Consider the following 15,035-nt stretch of genomic DNA (forward strand, 5'->3'; position numbering starts at 1 on the left):
GTGGGTGCTTATCCGCTGAGTCCGGCTCGTCGCGCCGCGGCACTCGACCGGCTCGCGAGTGACGAGTTCGACGTCCTCGTCGTCGGTGGCGGCGTGGTGGGCGCGGGCGCCGCGCTCGACGCCGCCACGCGCGGGCTGCGGGTCGGACTGGTCGAGGCACGTGACTACGCGTCGGGCACGTCGAGCCGGTCGAGCAAGCTCTTCCACGGCGGGCTGCGCTATCTCGAGCAGTTCAACTTCTCGCTGGTGTTCGAGGCACTGCGTGAACGCTCGCTGGTGCTCAACACGCTGTGCCCGCACCTGGCCCGGCCCGTGCCGTTCATCTACCCGCTGCAGACGCGGTTCGACCGCGCCTACGCGGGTCTGGGTATCGGTGTCTACGACGTCATGGGCGCGGGACGCGGTGTGCCCGGCCACCACGAACATCTGGGCCGTGCAAGGACACTCGAATCGTTCCCGTCGGGCAGTCCGGCGATCCGCGGCGCGATCCGGTTCTACGAGGGGCAGGTGGACGACGCCCGCCACACCATGATGCTCGTGCGCACGGCCGCACACTTCGGCGCGGCGTGCGCGAACAGCACCCGGGTGACGGGTTTCGTACGCGACGGCGAGCGCGTGGCCGGCGTCCGGGTACGCGATCTGGACGGCGGACGTGAATTCGAGGTCCGCGCAAAGCAGGTCATCAACGCGACCGGGGTGTGGACGGACGAGACGCAGGGCATGGCCGGTGGTCAGGGCCAGTTCCGCGTGCGGGCGTCCAAAGGGGTGCACCTCGTGGTGCCCCGCAGCCGGATCAACGCGTCGACCGGCATCATCACGCGCACCGAGAAGAGCCTGCTGTTCGTGATCCCGTGGGGCAGCCACTGGATCGTCGGGACCACCGACACCGACTGGTCACTCGACCTGGCGCACCCCGCGGCGAGCCGCGCCGACATCGAGTACCTGCTCGGGCACGTCAACACGCTGCTCGCCGATCCGCTCACCGCGGACGACGTGGTCGGCGTGTACGCGGGGTTGCGCCCGCTGCTGGCCGGGGAGTCCGACTCCACGAGCAAGCTCTCGCGCGAACATGCGGTCGCCTCCCCTGTTCCCGGCCTCACGGTCATCGCAGGCGGCAAGTACACCACCTACCGCGTGATGGCAAAGGATGCCGTCGATCTCGCGGTCAGGGGTCTCGGTCGTGCCGTGCCGTCCTCGTGCACCGAGCGCGTGCCACTGCTCGGCGCGGACGGTTACCCGGCCGCGTGGAACGCGCGCCGTCGCACCGCCGAGGACACCGGTCTGGCGGTGACGACGGTCGCGCATCTGCTGGGGCGTTACGGCACCCTGACCGACGAGTTGCTCGAAATCATCGCGCATCGACCCGATCTCGGTGTTCCCTTGGCGGGCGCTCCGGAGTATCTCAAGGTGGAGGCGTACTACGCGGCGAGCCACGAGGGGGCGCGGCACCTGGAGGACGTGCTGACCCGCCGTACCCGGATCTCGATCGAGGTGGCCGACCGCGGAGTCGCCGCCGCGCGGGAGGTCGCCGACCTGATCGCACCGGTGCTCGGGTGGAGTCAGACCGACATCGCCCGGGAGATCGAGCATTACGACGCCCGCGTGGCCGCCGAGCGGGAATCCCAGCACCAGCTCGATGATTACACCGCGGACGCCGCACGCCTCGGCGCGCCCGACGTGCGGGTGGGCGTCACGCAGTGAGCAGCGCGTCGATCTGGTTGATGGCCGACGACGCACCCTCGATCACGCCCATGTCGAGCACCTGCTGCAACGCCTCGGCGGAGGCATATGTGCCCACATAGGTCGCACGTGTGCCGCCGTCGTGTTCGGTGAACGTATAGACGTTGGTCGACACGGGCAGGTCGGTGTTGGGGTTGAAGTCCTCGTCAGCGAACCCGTCGAGGAACGAGAAGCTGTGCGGTTCATCGACTGCCGTGATCTCCCAGTAGCCGGCGTACTTCTCGCCGTCCGGGCCCGTCATGAAGTAGGTGACCCGGCCACCTGGCCGCAGGTCGTGATCGACAACGGTGGCCGGGTGGCTCGGCGGGCCCCAGACCTTTTCGAGCTGGCGCGGGTCGGCGTAGATCTGCCAGATACGCGTCACCGGCGCGGCGAACTCGGCCGTGATGGTCAGGGAGAGTGTGTCGAGGTCGTGCTTCACATCGGTCACGGGCATGTCAGTCCTCCTTGAGCGGTTCGGATGAGATGAGTTGGTCGATACGCGCGATGCGGCCGCGCCAGATCTGTTCCAGCTCTGCGAGCATCTGGCTCACCGACCGCACTGTGGCGACGTCGCCGCTGGCGAGCTGCTCGCGACCACGGCGCCGTTTGGTGAGCAGGCCGGCTTTCTCCAGCACCGCCACATGCTTCTGCACCGCCGCGAAACTCACGTCGTACTTCGACGCGAGCGCAGAGACCGATTGCTCGCCGGCCAGGACGCGGCGCATGATGTCGCGCCTCGTGCGGTCGGCGAGCGCGTGGAAGAGCGCGTCGGCCCGGTCCTCGTCGATCACGGTCACCCACACAACGTACAACCATCTGGTTGTACGTTGTCAAGCCTCTTGTGCGGATGACCCGACGAATTCCCGCAGCGCCCCGGCCATCACCTCGGGCTGATCCTCGGGGATGAGCGTCCAGGAATCGTCGACGATCACCTTGGTGGCGTCGGGGAAGAGTTCGACGAGGCGGTCGGCGTGGTCCAGCGGCATCATGCGGTCCTCGCGTGCCCACACCACCAGCACCGGCCTGGTGAACGTCCGCAACCGCTCGGACAGTTCGAGCAGGCGACGACGTGGCGGCGCGCCGGTGGCGAATTTGACGAGATCGCGTCGCACCGCGGCATTTTCGACGGCAGGCCGGAACCATTCGTCGAACAACCCGTCGGGCAGCCCCGCCTTGCTCAACGCGCCGTACGCCAGGCGGCTGTGCCGGAAGAACCTGGTGCCGAACATCTTGGTGAGCAACCGTCCACCGCCCGGAAGCCGGCACAGCGCCGCGGCCGGGCGCGCAGGTGCGGGTGGGTAGTTGTCGAACGCGGTGCACGATGCGAGGACCAGGCGCCCGATCCGCGCGTCGCGGCCGTCGGTGATCAGGAACTGCCCGCCGCCCCAGTCGTTGAGCACCAGGGTGACGTCCTTCAGGTCGAGCGCATCGAGGAAGTCGGCGAGGATGCCCGCCACACCCTGTTCGGTCAGGTCGGCATCCGGCCTCATCGGCGCCGTGTGCGCACCCATCGGCAGTGTCGGTGTGATGCAGCGATATCCGGGCAGCAGCGGTATGACCTTGCGCCACTGCCTGCCATCCATGAGCAGACCGTGACCGAATACCAGGACCGGTCCGTCACCGCCGGTGTCCTCGTATGCGATGGGTCCCGACGGAAGCTCGATCACCGGCATGACGACTCCTAGATAGATCGTTCTATTCAGTACAGGCTAGGATGATGTGCACGACCATGCAAGGAGGCGAAGTTGGCAGAGTTGGGCACGCGGGAGCGGATCCTGCAGGCCACGGCGGAGCTGTACCGTCGCCAGGGCATGTCGGCCACCGGGCTGAAACAGATCTCGGGGGCGGCGAAGGCCCCGTTCGGTTCGATCTACCACCATTTTCCCGGGGGCAAGGAAGCCATCAGCGTCGAGGTCATCCGATCGGAGGGCATCCGCTACGGCGAATTCGTCGGTGCGCAACTGGCAGACACGGACCCGGCCACCGGCATCCCCCAGCTGTTCGAGAGCGCCGGCCGGCTCCTGCAGTCTCAGGACTACTCCGAGGCGTGCTCGATCGAAACCATCGCGCTGGAGGTGGCGAGCACCAATGAAGTGCTGCGGCAGGAGTCCGCGACGGTGTTCGAGAACTGGCTCGCCGGTCTCGCACGCTGGTTCGGCCAACTCGACGTCGACGAGGCAACCAGCAGGCGACTGGCGGTCATCACCCTGACGGCCCTGGAGGGCGCGTTCGTGCTGTGCCGCACATTGCGCTCCGTCGAGCCGATCATCGCGGCCGCGCAGGGGGTGCAGGCCGCCGTGACCGCCACACTCGCAGAGAAGAGGTAGCGAGCCCGATCAGTCCCGGTCCGACCAGCGGAACACCGCGCGGCAGGCGATCAGCCCGCCGACACACCACGCCATCAGCACGAGGAAGATCCGCCAGTGCTCCCAGCTGCCCGCCGGTTCGATCGCCACCAGCTCCGGCGGCAGCAGCACCGAGCGGAAACCCTGCGCCATCCACTTGACCGGGAACAGCGATCCGATGGCCAGCATCCACGTGGGCAGCACCATCAGCGGAACGTATGTGCCGGAGAGGAATTGCAGTCCCACCGCGGGCCCGTTGGTGAGCGCCGCGGCGGCCACCGCATTGCTTGCGAAGTTGCTGATGAACACCCCCAGCAGTGAGCAACTGACGACGCCGAGCACGAACACCCAGGCCAAGGTGAACCAGCCGAAGAGATCGGCGGGCAGGCGCAGCCCGAACACCAGGACCCCGACGGCCATGAGCAGCACGGCCTCGGCGAAACTCACGATCGCGACCAGCATGATCTTGCCGATGAAATACGACGTCGCGGTGGTGGGTGTGCCGCGCAGGCGGCGCAGCGCACCGGTGTCGCGATCGGCGGCGATGCTGATGCCGAGGTTGATGAACGACGTCGACAGGATTCCGTAGGCGAGCATGCTCGCCGCGATCACCGCGCCGGTGCTGACGCCGCCGACGGGCAGCGGATCCGAGAAGATCGAGCCCAGCAGCAGGCAGATCACCGCGGGCATCGAGAAGGTCAGGACCATCTGTTCGGGCCTGCGGTAGAACATCTTCAGTTCCGGCAGCACACGCGAGAACCCGATGCGCACCGCGGAGGGCACGGGCGCGGCGGTGTGCTGCGACGGTGGACTCGAGACGTGCTTGATCGACATCAGGTCCGGCCGATCAGGTGCAGGTAGGCGTCTTCGAGCGACGGCCGCGTCACGGTGAGCTGCGCGAGTTCGGCCCCGACGCGGCTGCGTTGCCGGATCAGTTCGGTGGGGAACTCGGTGCGCTCCTCGTGGACGTGCCCGCCCTCCATCCACCGGACCGTCGCCGCGGTGTCCACGTGGCGCGTCAGCCGGGTCGGCGAATCCACGGCCACCACATTGCCGTCCGCGATGACCGCGACGCGGTCGGCCAGGGCCGCGGCCTCTTCCAGATAGTGCGTGGTCAGCACGATCGTCGTGCCGTCGGCGGCCAACAGCCGGATCAGTTCCCAGAACTGTTGGCGCGCCTCGGGATCGAAACCTGTCGTCGGTTCGTCGAGGAACACCAGTTCGGGCCTGCCGATGATGCCGAGCGCGACGTCGAGCCTGCGCCGCTGCCCACCCGAGAGCGTGCGTACGCGTGACCGGGACGCATGCCTGAGGCCGACCAGTTCGAGCACGTCGGCGGGCGCGCGGGCGGTGCCGTAGCACGCGGCGAACATCTGCACGGTCTCACCCACCGTGAGCATCCCCGCATCGCTGACCTCCTGCAGCACGATGCCGATGCGGGCCCGCCACTGGCGCCCGGCACGTCCCGGGTCCTCTCCCAGCACCAGGACCTCCCCGGAGTCACGCCGCCGGTTGCCTTCGAGGATCTCGACCGTGGTGGTCTTCCCGGCCCCGTTGGGCCCGAGGATCGCGAAGATCTCGCCGTATCCGACGTCCAGGTCGAGATCACGGACAGCCGGCCGTCGGTCGTAGCTCTTCGACAGCCCGCGCACCTCGACCGCCGCACTCACGAGATCGCCCCTCCCGCTTCGGTTCCGGACGCTTCCAGCTCGGCAAGCAGCTGCCGCATCTCGGCCTCCGACAGGTCCTGCAGGAGCCGCTCGACGTCGTCGTCGGTGGTGGTGGGCTCACTCGCTGTTTCCCCGGTGTCGGGTTCGACCGGTGCCACGCCGTGGATGTCGCGCAGTTCGGCGAGGATCCGCGCGGACAGGGAGTTGACGCTGACGCCGCGCAGGATCTCCAGTACCGGCAGGTCGATCGAGAAGGCCGAGTTGATCCGCACCCGGAAGTCCATGGCCATCATGGAATCCAGCCCGATGTCGTCGAGCATGTCGTCGGGTTCGATGTCGGTCACCGCGCAGTCGAACACCGCAGCGACGAGGCGACGTACCTGCTCGGCGATCACGGCCGGACGGTCGGCGTCGGCCGTGTGTGCGAGCAGTTCGAGGATCGACGGCCCGACCCCGTCCTGACCGCCGACCGTGTCCGCGGTTCCCAACTCGCCGAACATCTTCGGCACCAGCCCACCGAAGCCGACCTGCCGCGCGCGGGACCAGTCGGCGTTCATCGCGACCACGGCAGGCACCGACTGGCTCAGCAGGCGGTCGATGATCCGCGCCCCGACCGCCGGCGTGATGAGCTCGATTCCGCGCTGCGCGTATACCTTTTCCAATCCGAGTTCCTCGACCATGCCCACCGACCACGGGCCCCACCCGATCGTGAGGGCCGGCAGTCCGAGGCCCTGCCGGTGATGGGCGAACGCGTCGAGAAACGCGTTGGCAGCCGCGTAATTGCCCTGCCCCGGTGCGGCGATCGTGGACCCGGCCGACCCGAACATGACGAAGAACTCCAGATCATGGTCCTCGAACACGTTGTGCAGCACACGGGTTCCGGTGATCTTGGGCGCGAGCACCTCGGCGAAGTCGTCCTCGCCCATGTTCACCAACAGCTGGTCTCTGACCGAGCCCGCGGCGTGGACGATGCCGCGGACGGGCCGCCCGCCGCTGCCGGTGTGCTCGCGCAACCAGGCACGCACCTGGTCGCCGTCGGTGATGTCGACACTTGCGGTGCTCACGTGAGCACCGAGGCGTTCGATCGCCCGGATGGCGTCCACCGTCGCGTGGTGGGCGTCATCTTCGGTGATCGAGGCCCAGCGGTCCCGTAGCGGGATCGGGCTGCGTCCGAGCAGGGTGATGTGGCGGGCACCGCGCTCAGCGAGGTAGGTGGCGACGACACGACCGAGGGCTCCCGCTCCGCCGGTGACGACGTACGTCGCGTCGGCGGTCAGCTTGGTGGGGAACGGCTTGGTCAGCCCACTGCACGGGCGTAGCCGCGGGGCAAGGATCTGGTTGCCCCGCAGTGCGATCTGGTCCTCGGCCCCATCGCCGAGGACGTGCCCGCAGATCTGTTCGGCGGTGCGCGATGGTGCGTCGGCGTGGTCGATGTCGATCAGACCGCCCCAGTACTCGCCGAGTTCCTGGTGTCCGATGACGCGTCCGAGTCCCCAGAACGCGGCCTGCTCCACGCCGGTCAGTTCGGTGCCGGTCAGTTCGGTGCCCGCGGCCGGTTGCGCGTTGGCCGTGACGAGGTACAGGCGCGGCGTGACGCCATCGAGCGTCGCGAGTGCCTTGACGATCCGCAGCACGGTCGCCGTCCCTGCCGGGTCCGTGGCCGCATCGGTGACCTCGAGTGGCCAGCAGTCGATCAGGCCGGTGCGCTCGCCGGACAGGTGCGTGGCGAGCATGTCGGGCCAGTCGATCTCGCCGGTGGGATAGTGTGCCACGGTGTGGACGTGATGGCCACGCAGGCGCAGGCCGTCCGCGATCGCCTCGCCGACGCCGCCGTTGTCGGTCAGGATCAGCCATGTCGATTCGTCGCCGTGCGCCGTGTCCGGAGTGTCGGTGACCGGTGACCACTCGAGTGCGAACAGGCCCTTGTCGATGTGATCGGCCGACATGCGCGACGACGCGCTGAGGGACTGCACGGTGAACCCGTCGAACACCGCGAGTACGCCGCCGGACGGATCGGTGATCGTGATGTCGCATTCGACGGCGTCGTGGGTGGCCGAGAGCACCCGCGCCCGCACCGTCATGTGTTCTGCGGGTGGGCCGTACACGGCGCAGTGCCGGATGCGGGTCGGCAGATACGGATCGGTGTTCTCTTCCTGCCCGGAAAACGGTGCCCCGAACAGGGTTTGGAACGCACCGTCGATGAGCGCCGGATGGAACCGGTACGTGTCGACGTCTGCGCTGATGCTTTGGGGTATGTCGATCTGGGCGACAGCCCAGTCACGACCGGCCGTCACGCTCGCCACGGAACGGAAGGCCTCGCCATAGTCGAACCCCAGCGCTTGGGTGCGCTGGTAGAACGTGTCTCCGTCGGTCGACGTGACCGCACCGCCGCCGGTGTCCCCCGCGCGCGGCGCGCGGGGCAACGTGTTGAGTTCGGCCGTCGCGGTGATCACCCATTTCAGGTCGGAGTCGGACGTGGCGATCAACGCGGCGAATTCCACGGAGCCGTCGTCCTGGTCGACGGTGGTGCGGATGACCGGGTCGCAGGTGTCGTCGAGGATCACGGCGCGGTGCAGCACCAGGTTGTCCACGCTGAGGTCGGACCCGTAGGTCTCACGTCCGGCGGCCAGCGCCATCTCGACGTACACCGCGCCTGGGACCACCACGCTCCCCTGCACCTGGTGGTCGGCGAGGAACGGCACGGTGAGCGTGCTGAATTCGGCTTCCCAGGTGGGGTGTACGGCCCGCACGGGCTGGCCGAGCAGGGGATGCACGGGCCGGTAGAACAGCGCTTCCTCGGCCTCGTGGGTGTCGTTCCAGAACCGCTTGGTCTGCCACGGGTAGCTGGGGAGTTTGACCGGGTGCGCGCCGCCGCGGGGCTGCACCATGTCCCACGCGACCACGTGTCCGCGGCTGTGCAGCGCGCCCACGCAGTTCAGCAGCGTGCGCGCATCGTCCTGGCCCCGCCGCTGCGACGCGTCGACCGAGACACGCTGTGTGCCCGCGCTTTCCAGGATCGACGCGGCGAGAACCGGATGCGGTCCCAGCTCGACGAAGTGGGTGCATCCGTCGTCGAGCATGCGCCGCATCGCGGGTTCGAACAACACCGTGGCCCGGGTGTTCTGCCACCAGTACGCCGCACCGGCGTCATAGCGGTCCAGCAGTTCGCCGGTCACCGTCGAATACAGCGGCAGTGTCGCGGCTTTCGATGACAGCGACGCGAACGCGGTGTGCAGGTCGTCTTTGATGGTCTCCATGTAGTGCGTGTGGTACGGGACCTTGACCGCGAGGTACCGGTTGAAGATCTGCGCCTCGTCGAGGTGACGCGCGATGTCTTCGAGCACGTCGGCGTCGCCGGCCACGGTCACAGCCGAGGGACTGTTGATCGCGGCGACCGAGACGCGGCGCCCGAACTGGTCGAGAATCTTCTCGTCGAGGGTCTGCATGAGGGTTTCCGCGTCGAGTCCGACTGCGAGCATCCGGCCCTGTCCGGTCGTGCGCTGCTGCAGCCGGCTGCGGTGGTAGATGACGTGGACGGCCTGTTCGAAGGTGAGCAGTCCGGCGATGTGGTGCGCGGCGACCTCGCCGGCGCTGTGGCCGATCACCGCGTCCGGCGTGATCCCGAAGTGCGCGAGTTGTTCGGCCAGGGCCACCTGGATCGCGAAGTTCGCGGGCTGCGCGAACTCGGTTTCTCCCATGCGCGACGAGGTTTCGTCACGGGTGAGCTCTTCGAGCAGCGACCAGTCGGCGTACCGGGACAGCTCCCGGTCGGTTCGGTGGATGCTGTCGGTGAACACCGGGAACACGTCGAGCAGTCCGCGGCACATCTGCCACCATTGCGGCCCCATCCCGGTGCACACGAACGCCAACCGGGCCTCCCCTGCCCGTCCGGCGGAGATCTGCCCGCCGTCGGCGACGGCCTGCAGTTGTCGGCGCGCCTCGTCGATGCTGTCGACGACGAAGGTATGGCGGTGGTTCAGGTGGGCCCGGCGGTGGCTGAGGGTGTAACCGAGATCGGCCAGCGTGACCTCCGGGTGGGCCGCGAGGTGCCCGGCCAACCGACCTGCCGTGGCGACCAGGGCCTCTTCACTGCGCGCCGAGATCGGCAGTACGGTCAGCACTCTGTGGTCGCCGGTCTCCGCGGAGTGGCGGACGGCCGGCGGTTCGGCAAGTACCACATGGGCGTTGGTGCCGCCGAACCCGAACGAGTTGATCCCCGCGATGCGCCGGCCGCACTCGGGGAACGGCCGCCCGATCGCGGGGATGTCGAGCTTGAGCTCGGTGAGGGACACGTGCCGGGTGGGGTTTTTCAGGTGCAGGTTGGCCGGGATGTGGCCGTGTTTGACGATCAGGGCGGCCTTGATGAGTCCCGCGACGCCCGCTCCGGCCTCGAGATGACCGATGTTGGTCTTGACCGAGCCGATCACCAGCGGACGCGTCGCATCCCGGTCGGTGGTCAAAGCGCCTGCCAGGGCCCGCATCTCGACGGGGTCGCCGACGGGTGTCCCGGTGCCGTGCGCCTCGACGTAGGCCACGTCGTTCGGTTCGATGCCCGCGCGCTGCAAAGCCATCCGGATCGCGGCTTCCTGCGCCTCTTCGTTCGGCACGGTGATGCCGTCGGTGTGCCCGTCCTGCGACACCGCGGTGCCGAGGATCTGCGCGTAGATGTCGTCACCGTCGCGTAGCGCGTGGTCGAGCGGTTTGATGACGACGACGGCGCCGCCTTCACCGCGGGCGTAGCCGTCGGCCGTATCGGAGAATGCCTTGCTGCGTCCCTCGGGACTGAGGAACCCGCTCTTGGATTCCGCGATCGCGGTGTTGGGGCCGACCATGATGTTGACACCGCCTGCGAGCGCCACATCGCAGTCGCCGTCCCAGATGCTCTGGGCCGCGAGGTGCACTGCGACAAGCGAACTCGAGCATGCGGTGTCGATCGCCATGCTGGGCCCGCGGAAATCGAAGGCGTGCGAGATCCGGTTCGCCAGCATCGTCATCATCATCCCAGTGGCCGAGTGCGGCTTGAACCGGTAACGGCTGGTGCGGCCCTGGTTCTGCAGAAGCTGGTAGTCCAGCGTGAAACCGCCGACGAACACGCCCACGTCGGTACCTGCGAGTTCGTCGGCCGGGATTCCGCCGTCCTCCAGCGCCTCCCACGTTGCCTGCAGCAGCAACCGCTGCTGCGGATCGAGCGAATGAGCTTCTCTGGGCGAGATTCCGAAGAACTGCGGGTCGAATTGGTCGATCTGGTCGAGGAATCCGCCGCGCCGGGTGACGATCTTGCCGATCTTGGCCGGGTTGGGGTCGTGATACTTGGCGGCGTTCCACCGGTTCTCCGGTACCTCACGCGTGGCGTCGATGTCGTTGCACAACAGATCCCAGTACCGCTGCGCGGAGTCTGCGCCCCCAGGGAACCGGCAGCCGATCCCGACTATTGCCAGCGGTTGGCGGCTCGTGTGATCTGTGTTCGGCATCGGCACTCCCTCGTCGCGTGACACGGCTTGCGAGTAGTTCGTTGCCGCGGTGGGTCTGGATGGGTACCCGCTTGAGCAGGAATTTCTCACCCGGTGGCCAGGGCAGGCGACGCGGTGATGATCCAATCGCTGCTCAGCGGATTCGTGGCCTGTTCGCGGCGGTAGGTCGCGCGCAGGTCCCGCAGCAGGCTGTCGCGTTGCCACGCCTGGACCATGCGCACGACGCCGTCGTCGTCGAACCGACTGGCCTTGTGCGCGAGCACGGTTTCGGCGAGCTGACCGGCCAGTTGTCTCAGCACCGTCGCGTTGGTGGCGAACTGTCCGGTGAAGTCGACGCTGGGTTCGGCCATCGCGGTGTGCAGTGACACCATGAAATTCAGCGGCGCATAGAGATCGACGAACGGCACCGTTGTCGCCCGGTCCTCGACAGCGGCCCACTCACGGAAAAAGGACTGCATGCGGTTGCTCAGCGCGATGAGACCTTCGAGCTGCGGCACGAACTCGGGATCGTCGGCGACGCGGGCGTACCGGTTGTTCATGTAGAGCAGGCCGATGAACCCCCAGTAGAAGGCGACGTCCCAGATGATCTTGGCCGACATCACCGCCGGGGTGTCCATCAGCGTGTACTGGTCCTGGTACACCCGCAGCCACATGTCGGTGAGCGACCGGTACAGGGTGTCGCTGATCTGGGCTCGTGCCGAGACGTCCTCGCCGTCCAGATCGCGGGTGATCATGTCGGCGATCAGGCCGTTGCCGATCGCGACCAGGTCCAGCCCGGACGAGTACAGCGGGTCCAGGAAGATGCCGGCGTCGCCGGTGAGGCACCACCGTTCGCGGCCGTCGTAGACCTTGGCCGCGCCGTGGCTGTAGTGCTTCATCACCCGGAAATCCCGGATCTGATGTTCGTCATCGGCGAGCACCGCGGCGCACTGCGGTTCGTGTTCGCGTAGCCAGGCCTTTGCCTTGTCCAGGGTGTTGAACCGGTCGAAGGCGTGGTGGTCGGGATCGGCGACGATCCCGACACTGGTGGCGCCCGACGCGAGCCTGATCAGCCACACCCAGTAGCCGTCTCCCATGAGGTGATTCGTGGACATCGCGCGCTCACCTTCGACCAGACGGCCCTGCCACGCCGGGTCGTCGCTCCACGCGCCGACGTCGATCTCGGTGGCCACGCGGAACCAGGCGGCGTTGCAGTGGTGGCCGGTGGTGCGTTTGAGGTCGAGTTCGCGCCCCAGCAGCCGGTTGCGTCCCGACGCGTCGACGATCCAGCGTGCCGTGGTGGTGGCCGTCGCGTCGTCACACTGGTAGGTGAGGGTGCGCGTCGTGAGATCGACCGAGCGGACTCGCCCGCACAGGACCTGCACACCCGCGGCCACACATCGGCGATGGAGTTCGTTCTCCAGGCGTCCGCGGTCGATCTGGTAGGTCACCTGCGGCACGAACGACGAGCCGCCCAGCTCCATCCGTTCGGTGATGTCGGTGTTTCCGTTGTGGGAGAAGAACATCCGCAGCCCCATCTTGCGGATCTGCGCGGTGTTCAGATGGTCGGCCAGGTCGAGCCGGTCCCGTAGGTAGTGCGCGGAGATCTCGACCGTCGACTCGCCGACGGTGTGCGTCATCTCCGGCACCGGCCGCACCTCAGGAGCGATCATCACCACGCGTGTGCCCGGACGTTCGCGGCGCAGCTGCAGCGCCAGGGTGTGCGCCGCGGCACCGCCGCCCACGATCGCGACGTCGTGATCGGTGCCGGCGGCGTCGGCGCGCGACAACTGGTTGCGGATCCGTGTGGCGAGGGCCTCCCGCGTCGTGGGGTCCAGGTGTGAGATGTGCGCACGCATGGCGGCACGGATACCCATCCTGAACGGGGGCTAAGCGCTGGGCTGCGGGACGCGCTGCGGCGTGGTGTCGCCGGTCCCGGCGGTGCGGTGCCGTCCATAGACGAACTCGAAGATCGGCGAGGCCATCAGGGTGGTGACGATCGCGACCAGCACCAGGATGGTGAACAGCGTGGGCGTGATGACGCCGGCCTCGAGCCCGATGTTGAGCAGGATCAGTTCGATCAGGCCCCGGGCGTTCATCAACGAGCCCAGCGCCAGGGACTCGCGCATCGGCACCCGGCTCAGGCGGGCCGCGACCGCGCACGCGACGCCCTTGCCGACCACCGCGACCACCAGCAGACCCGCTGTGACGGCCCACAGACCCGGGGTGTTGACCAGCCCGATCTGGGTGTTCAGACCCGAGTAGACGAAGAACAGCGGCAGCAGGAATGTGGTGGTCAACGGTTCGAGGCGTCCGGTGAGGCGTTCGGCGAAGAATCCCGACGGCATGGCCGCACCGAGGATGAACGCCCCGAAGATCGCGTAGATGCCGATGGTGTCGGTCAGCCAGGCGCAGGCCATGAGCACGATCAGCACGGTGCTGAGCATCGGTGCGGTGATGGCCTGCCGCGCCTCAGCGGCGTCGCCGAGTTTCGCGAACGCCCGTCGCCCCAGCGTGAGGAGCACCAACGTGTAGACCAGCCCGCCGACGATTGCCACGACCGCCATGACGGGGCTGTTGCGATACACCGCGAGGACGATGGCCAGGATGCACCACGATATGGCGTCCGACGTGGCACCGCACGCCAGTGCGAGCGTGCCCAAAGATGTTCCGGAGAGCCGCTTTTCGAAGATGATCCGCGCCAGCATGGGGAACGCCGTGATCGCGACCGACGCGCCGAGGAACATCATCGCCATGCCGACGCTGACGCCGTTTCCGAAGAATCCGCCGTGCGCCAGCAGGGGTATCGCCGCGACGCCACCGAGCGCCAACGGAGCAAACGTTCCGGTGGCCGACACCGCCGCGGCCGTCCCCGCGCGCTGCTTGACGTGGTTGACGTCGAAGTTCAGCCCGATGATGAACATGTAGAGCACCAGGCCGATCTGCGCCGTCGTGTACAGCACGACGTTGGTGATCCCCGGCGGGAACAGGAGGCTCTGCAGGTCAGGGGCGATCCGGCCCAACAGTGACGGGCCGAGGATCACCCCGGCGATCATCTCCCCCACCACCTGCGGTTGTCCGATCCGCCGCGCAGCGAGGCCCGCCAACCGGCAGGCCATCAAGATGACGGCCAGTTGAAGGAAGAAGTGGATGGCGGTGTCCGCGGGCATGGGTCAGGCCCCGCGGTTCGACGCGCGCACTGTCGTGTGCGCTGTCAGTGCAGGGCCTGTCCGGCCGCCCGTGTCGCGGCCACTTGCCACCATGGGCTCCCAAGTAGCCTGCCGGGCTCGGATTCAAACGCACTCCTCATCCGTCCCTTGCCACCGGAAGGCAGCGTCGCCGCCAAATCCAACTGGCCAGTTGCAGTTTCCGCGCGGCGGTGCCAGACTCCAACTCGTCAGTTGTAATTTTCGGTTGGGGGGAATGACCATAAGCACCGCCACGGTCCTGCGGGATCTCTTCGCCGCGGCCAAACAGTCGGGTTTCGGCGAGGCGTTTCTCGACCGACTGTCCGACGATGTCGTCTTCACGGCCACGGGTACATCGCCCGTCGCGGGGAAGTATCACGGCAAGACCGAGTACCGCGAAAAGGTCCTGAGCCGCCTGCACGATCGCCTCGCGACCCCGATGCGCCCCCAGGTCGACCAGATGATCATCGACGGCGAGTGGGCCGCCGTGCGCTTCCACACCGAGAACGTGGTGGGCGTCAACGGAACAGACGCCGGCATGCAGTACTGCTGGGTCATCCGCGTGAGCGGCGACCACATCACCGAGGTCATCGGGTACTACGACACCGAGAAGATGGTCGGGCTGTTCGCCTGATCCCACGTCGAGAACAGGAGCACCTC

Annotated in this window: 11 protein-coding genes; 3 read left to right on the forward strand and 8 right to left on the reverse strand. The window is 67.7% G+C overall.

Annotated elements, in window-relative coordinates; genetic code table 11:
* Window positions 1–1,701, forward strand: a complete 1,701-nt coding sequence (locus AT701_RS33045; RefSeq protein WP_058127805.1) for a glycerol-3-phosphate dehydrogenase/oxidase — start codon at window positions 1–3, stop codon at window positions 1,699–1,701.
* Here AT701_RS33045 and AT701_RS33050 read toward each other — a convergent pair.
* From AT701_RS33050 to AT701_RS33060, 3 genes are read right to left on the reverse strand one after another with little or no spacing between them, the layout of a single operon-like run.
* Window positions 1,691–2,176, reverse strand: coding sequence for an SRPBCC family protein (locus AT701_RS33050; RefSeq protein ID WP_058127398.1), 486 nt, complete (start codon window positions 2,174–2,176; stop codon window positions 1,691–1,693). The two genes, AT701_RS33045 and AT701_RS33050, sit on opposite strands and share 11 nt — an antisense overlap.
* A 1-nt stretch (window position 2,177) precedes the next feature.
* Complete coding sequence (locus AT701_RS33055) at window positions 2,178–2,519, reverse strand: ArsR/SmtB family transcription factor (RefSeq protein ID WP_014878745.1); 342 nt, start codon at window positions 2,517–2,519, stop codon at window positions 2,178–2,180.
* A gap of 33 nt (window positions 2,520–2,552) precedes the next feature.
* Window positions 2,553–3,395 (reverse strand): alpha/beta fold hydrolase, encoded by an 843-nt coding sequence (locus tag AT701_RS33060; protein ID WP_058127399.1) that lies wholly within the window; start codon window positions 3,393–3,395, stop codon window positions 2,553–2,555.
* Between the two features lie 72 nt (window positions 3,396–3,467).
* Between AT701_RS33060 and AT701_RS33065 the strand changes: the two genes are divergently transcribed.
* Window positions 3,468–4,049 carry a TetR/AcrR family transcriptional regulator gene (locus AT701_RS33065; RefSeq protein ID WP_003898144.1) on the forward strand — a complete coding sequence of 194 codons (582 nt, stop codon included), beginning with the start codon at window positions 3,468–3,470 and terminating at the stop codon, window positions 4,047–4,049.
* A 9-nt stretch (window positions 4,050–4,058) separates the two neighbouring features.
* Here the strand turns inward: AT701_RS33065 and AT701_RS33070 are convergent, their stop codons facing one another.
* The 5 genes from AT701_RS33070 to AT701_RS33090 form a co-directional block, all read right to left on the reverse strand.
* Window positions 4,059–4,901, reverse strand: coding sequence for an ABC transporter permease (locus AT701_RS33070; protein ID WP_058127400.1), 843 nt, complete (start codon window positions 4,899–4,901; stop codon window positions 4,059–4,061).
* On the reverse strand, window positions 4,901–5,737 hold the full coding sequence (locus tag AT701_RS33075; protein ID WP_058127401.1) for an ABC transporter ATP-binding protein: 837 nt from the start codon (window positions 5,735–5,737) through the stop codon (window positions 4,901–4,903). Before AT701_RS33075 ends, AT701_RS33070 begins: the two co-directional genes overlap by 1 nt.
* Window positions 5,734–11,208 (reverse strand): type I polyketide synthase, encoded by a 5,475-nt coding sequence (locus AT701_RS33080; RefSeq protein ID WP_058127806.1) that lies wholly within the window; start codon window positions 11,206–11,208, stop codon window positions 5,734–5,736. The genes AT701_RS33075 and AT701_RS33080 overlap by 4 nt, the downstream gene beginning before the upstream one ends.
* Before the next feature lie 86 nt (window positions 11,209–11,294).
* Entirely contained in the window at window positions 11,295–13,046 is a 1,752-nt protein-coding gene (locus tag AT701_RS33085) for an NAD(P)/FAD-dependent oxidoreductase (protein WP_058127807.1), read from the reverse strand.
* Between the two features lie 30 nt (window positions 13,047–13,076).
* Window positions 13,077–14,357: a cation:proton antiporter gene (locus tag AT701_RS33090; protein ID WP_058127402.1), complete on the reverse strand. Its 1,281-nt coding sequence runs from the start codon at window positions 14,355–14,357 to the stop codon at window positions 13,077–13,079.
* 253 nt (window positions 14,358–14,610) lie between these two features.
* Here AT701_RS33090 and AT701_RS33095 point away from each other — a divergent pair, with 253 nt between their 5' ends.
* Window positions 14,611–15,009: a nuclear transport factor 2 family protein gene (locus tag AT701_RS33095; protein WP_058127403.1), complete on the forward strand. Its 399-nt coding sequence runs from the start codon at window positions 14,611–14,613 to the stop codon at window positions 15,007–15,009.
* Window positions 15,010–15,035: the final 26 nt, after the last annotated feature.

This window comes from Mycolicibacterium smegmatis, assembly GCF_001457595.1.
Lineage (GTDB): Bacteria > Actinomycetota > Actinomycetes > Mycobacteriales > Mycobacteriaceae > Mycobacterium > Mycobacterium smegmatis.

Bases quoted from the DNA above. Each gene is read 5' to 3' on its own strand.
- AT701_RS33050 (WP_058127398.1), bottom strand. From the start codon at position 2,176: ATGCCCGTGACCGATGTGAAGCACGACCTCGACACACTCTCCCTGACC.
- AT701_RS33060 (WP_058127399.1), bottom strand. From the start codon at position 3,395: ATGCCGGTGATCGAGCTTCCGTCGGGACCCATCGCATACGAGGACACC.
- AT701_RS33070 (WP_058127400.1), bottom strand. From the start codon at position 4,901: ATGTCGATCAAGCACGTCTCGAGTCCACCGTCGCAGCACACCGCCGCG.
- AT701_RS33080 (WP_058127806.1), bottom strand. From the start codon at position 11,208: ATGCCGAACACAGATCACACGAGCCGCCAACCGCTGGCAATAGTCGGG.
- AT701_RS33085 (WP_058127807.1), bottom strand. From the start codon at position 13,046: ATGCGTGCGCACATCTCACACCTGGACCCCACGACGCGGGAGGCCCTC.
- AT701_RS33090 (WP_058127402.1), bottom strand. From the start codon at position 14,357: ATGCCCGCGGACACCGCCATCCACTTCTTCCTTCAACTGGCCGTCATC.
- AT701_RS33095 (WP_058127403.1), top strand. From the start codon at position 14,611: ATGACCATAAGCACCGCCACGGTCCTGCGGGATCTCTTCGCCGCGGCC.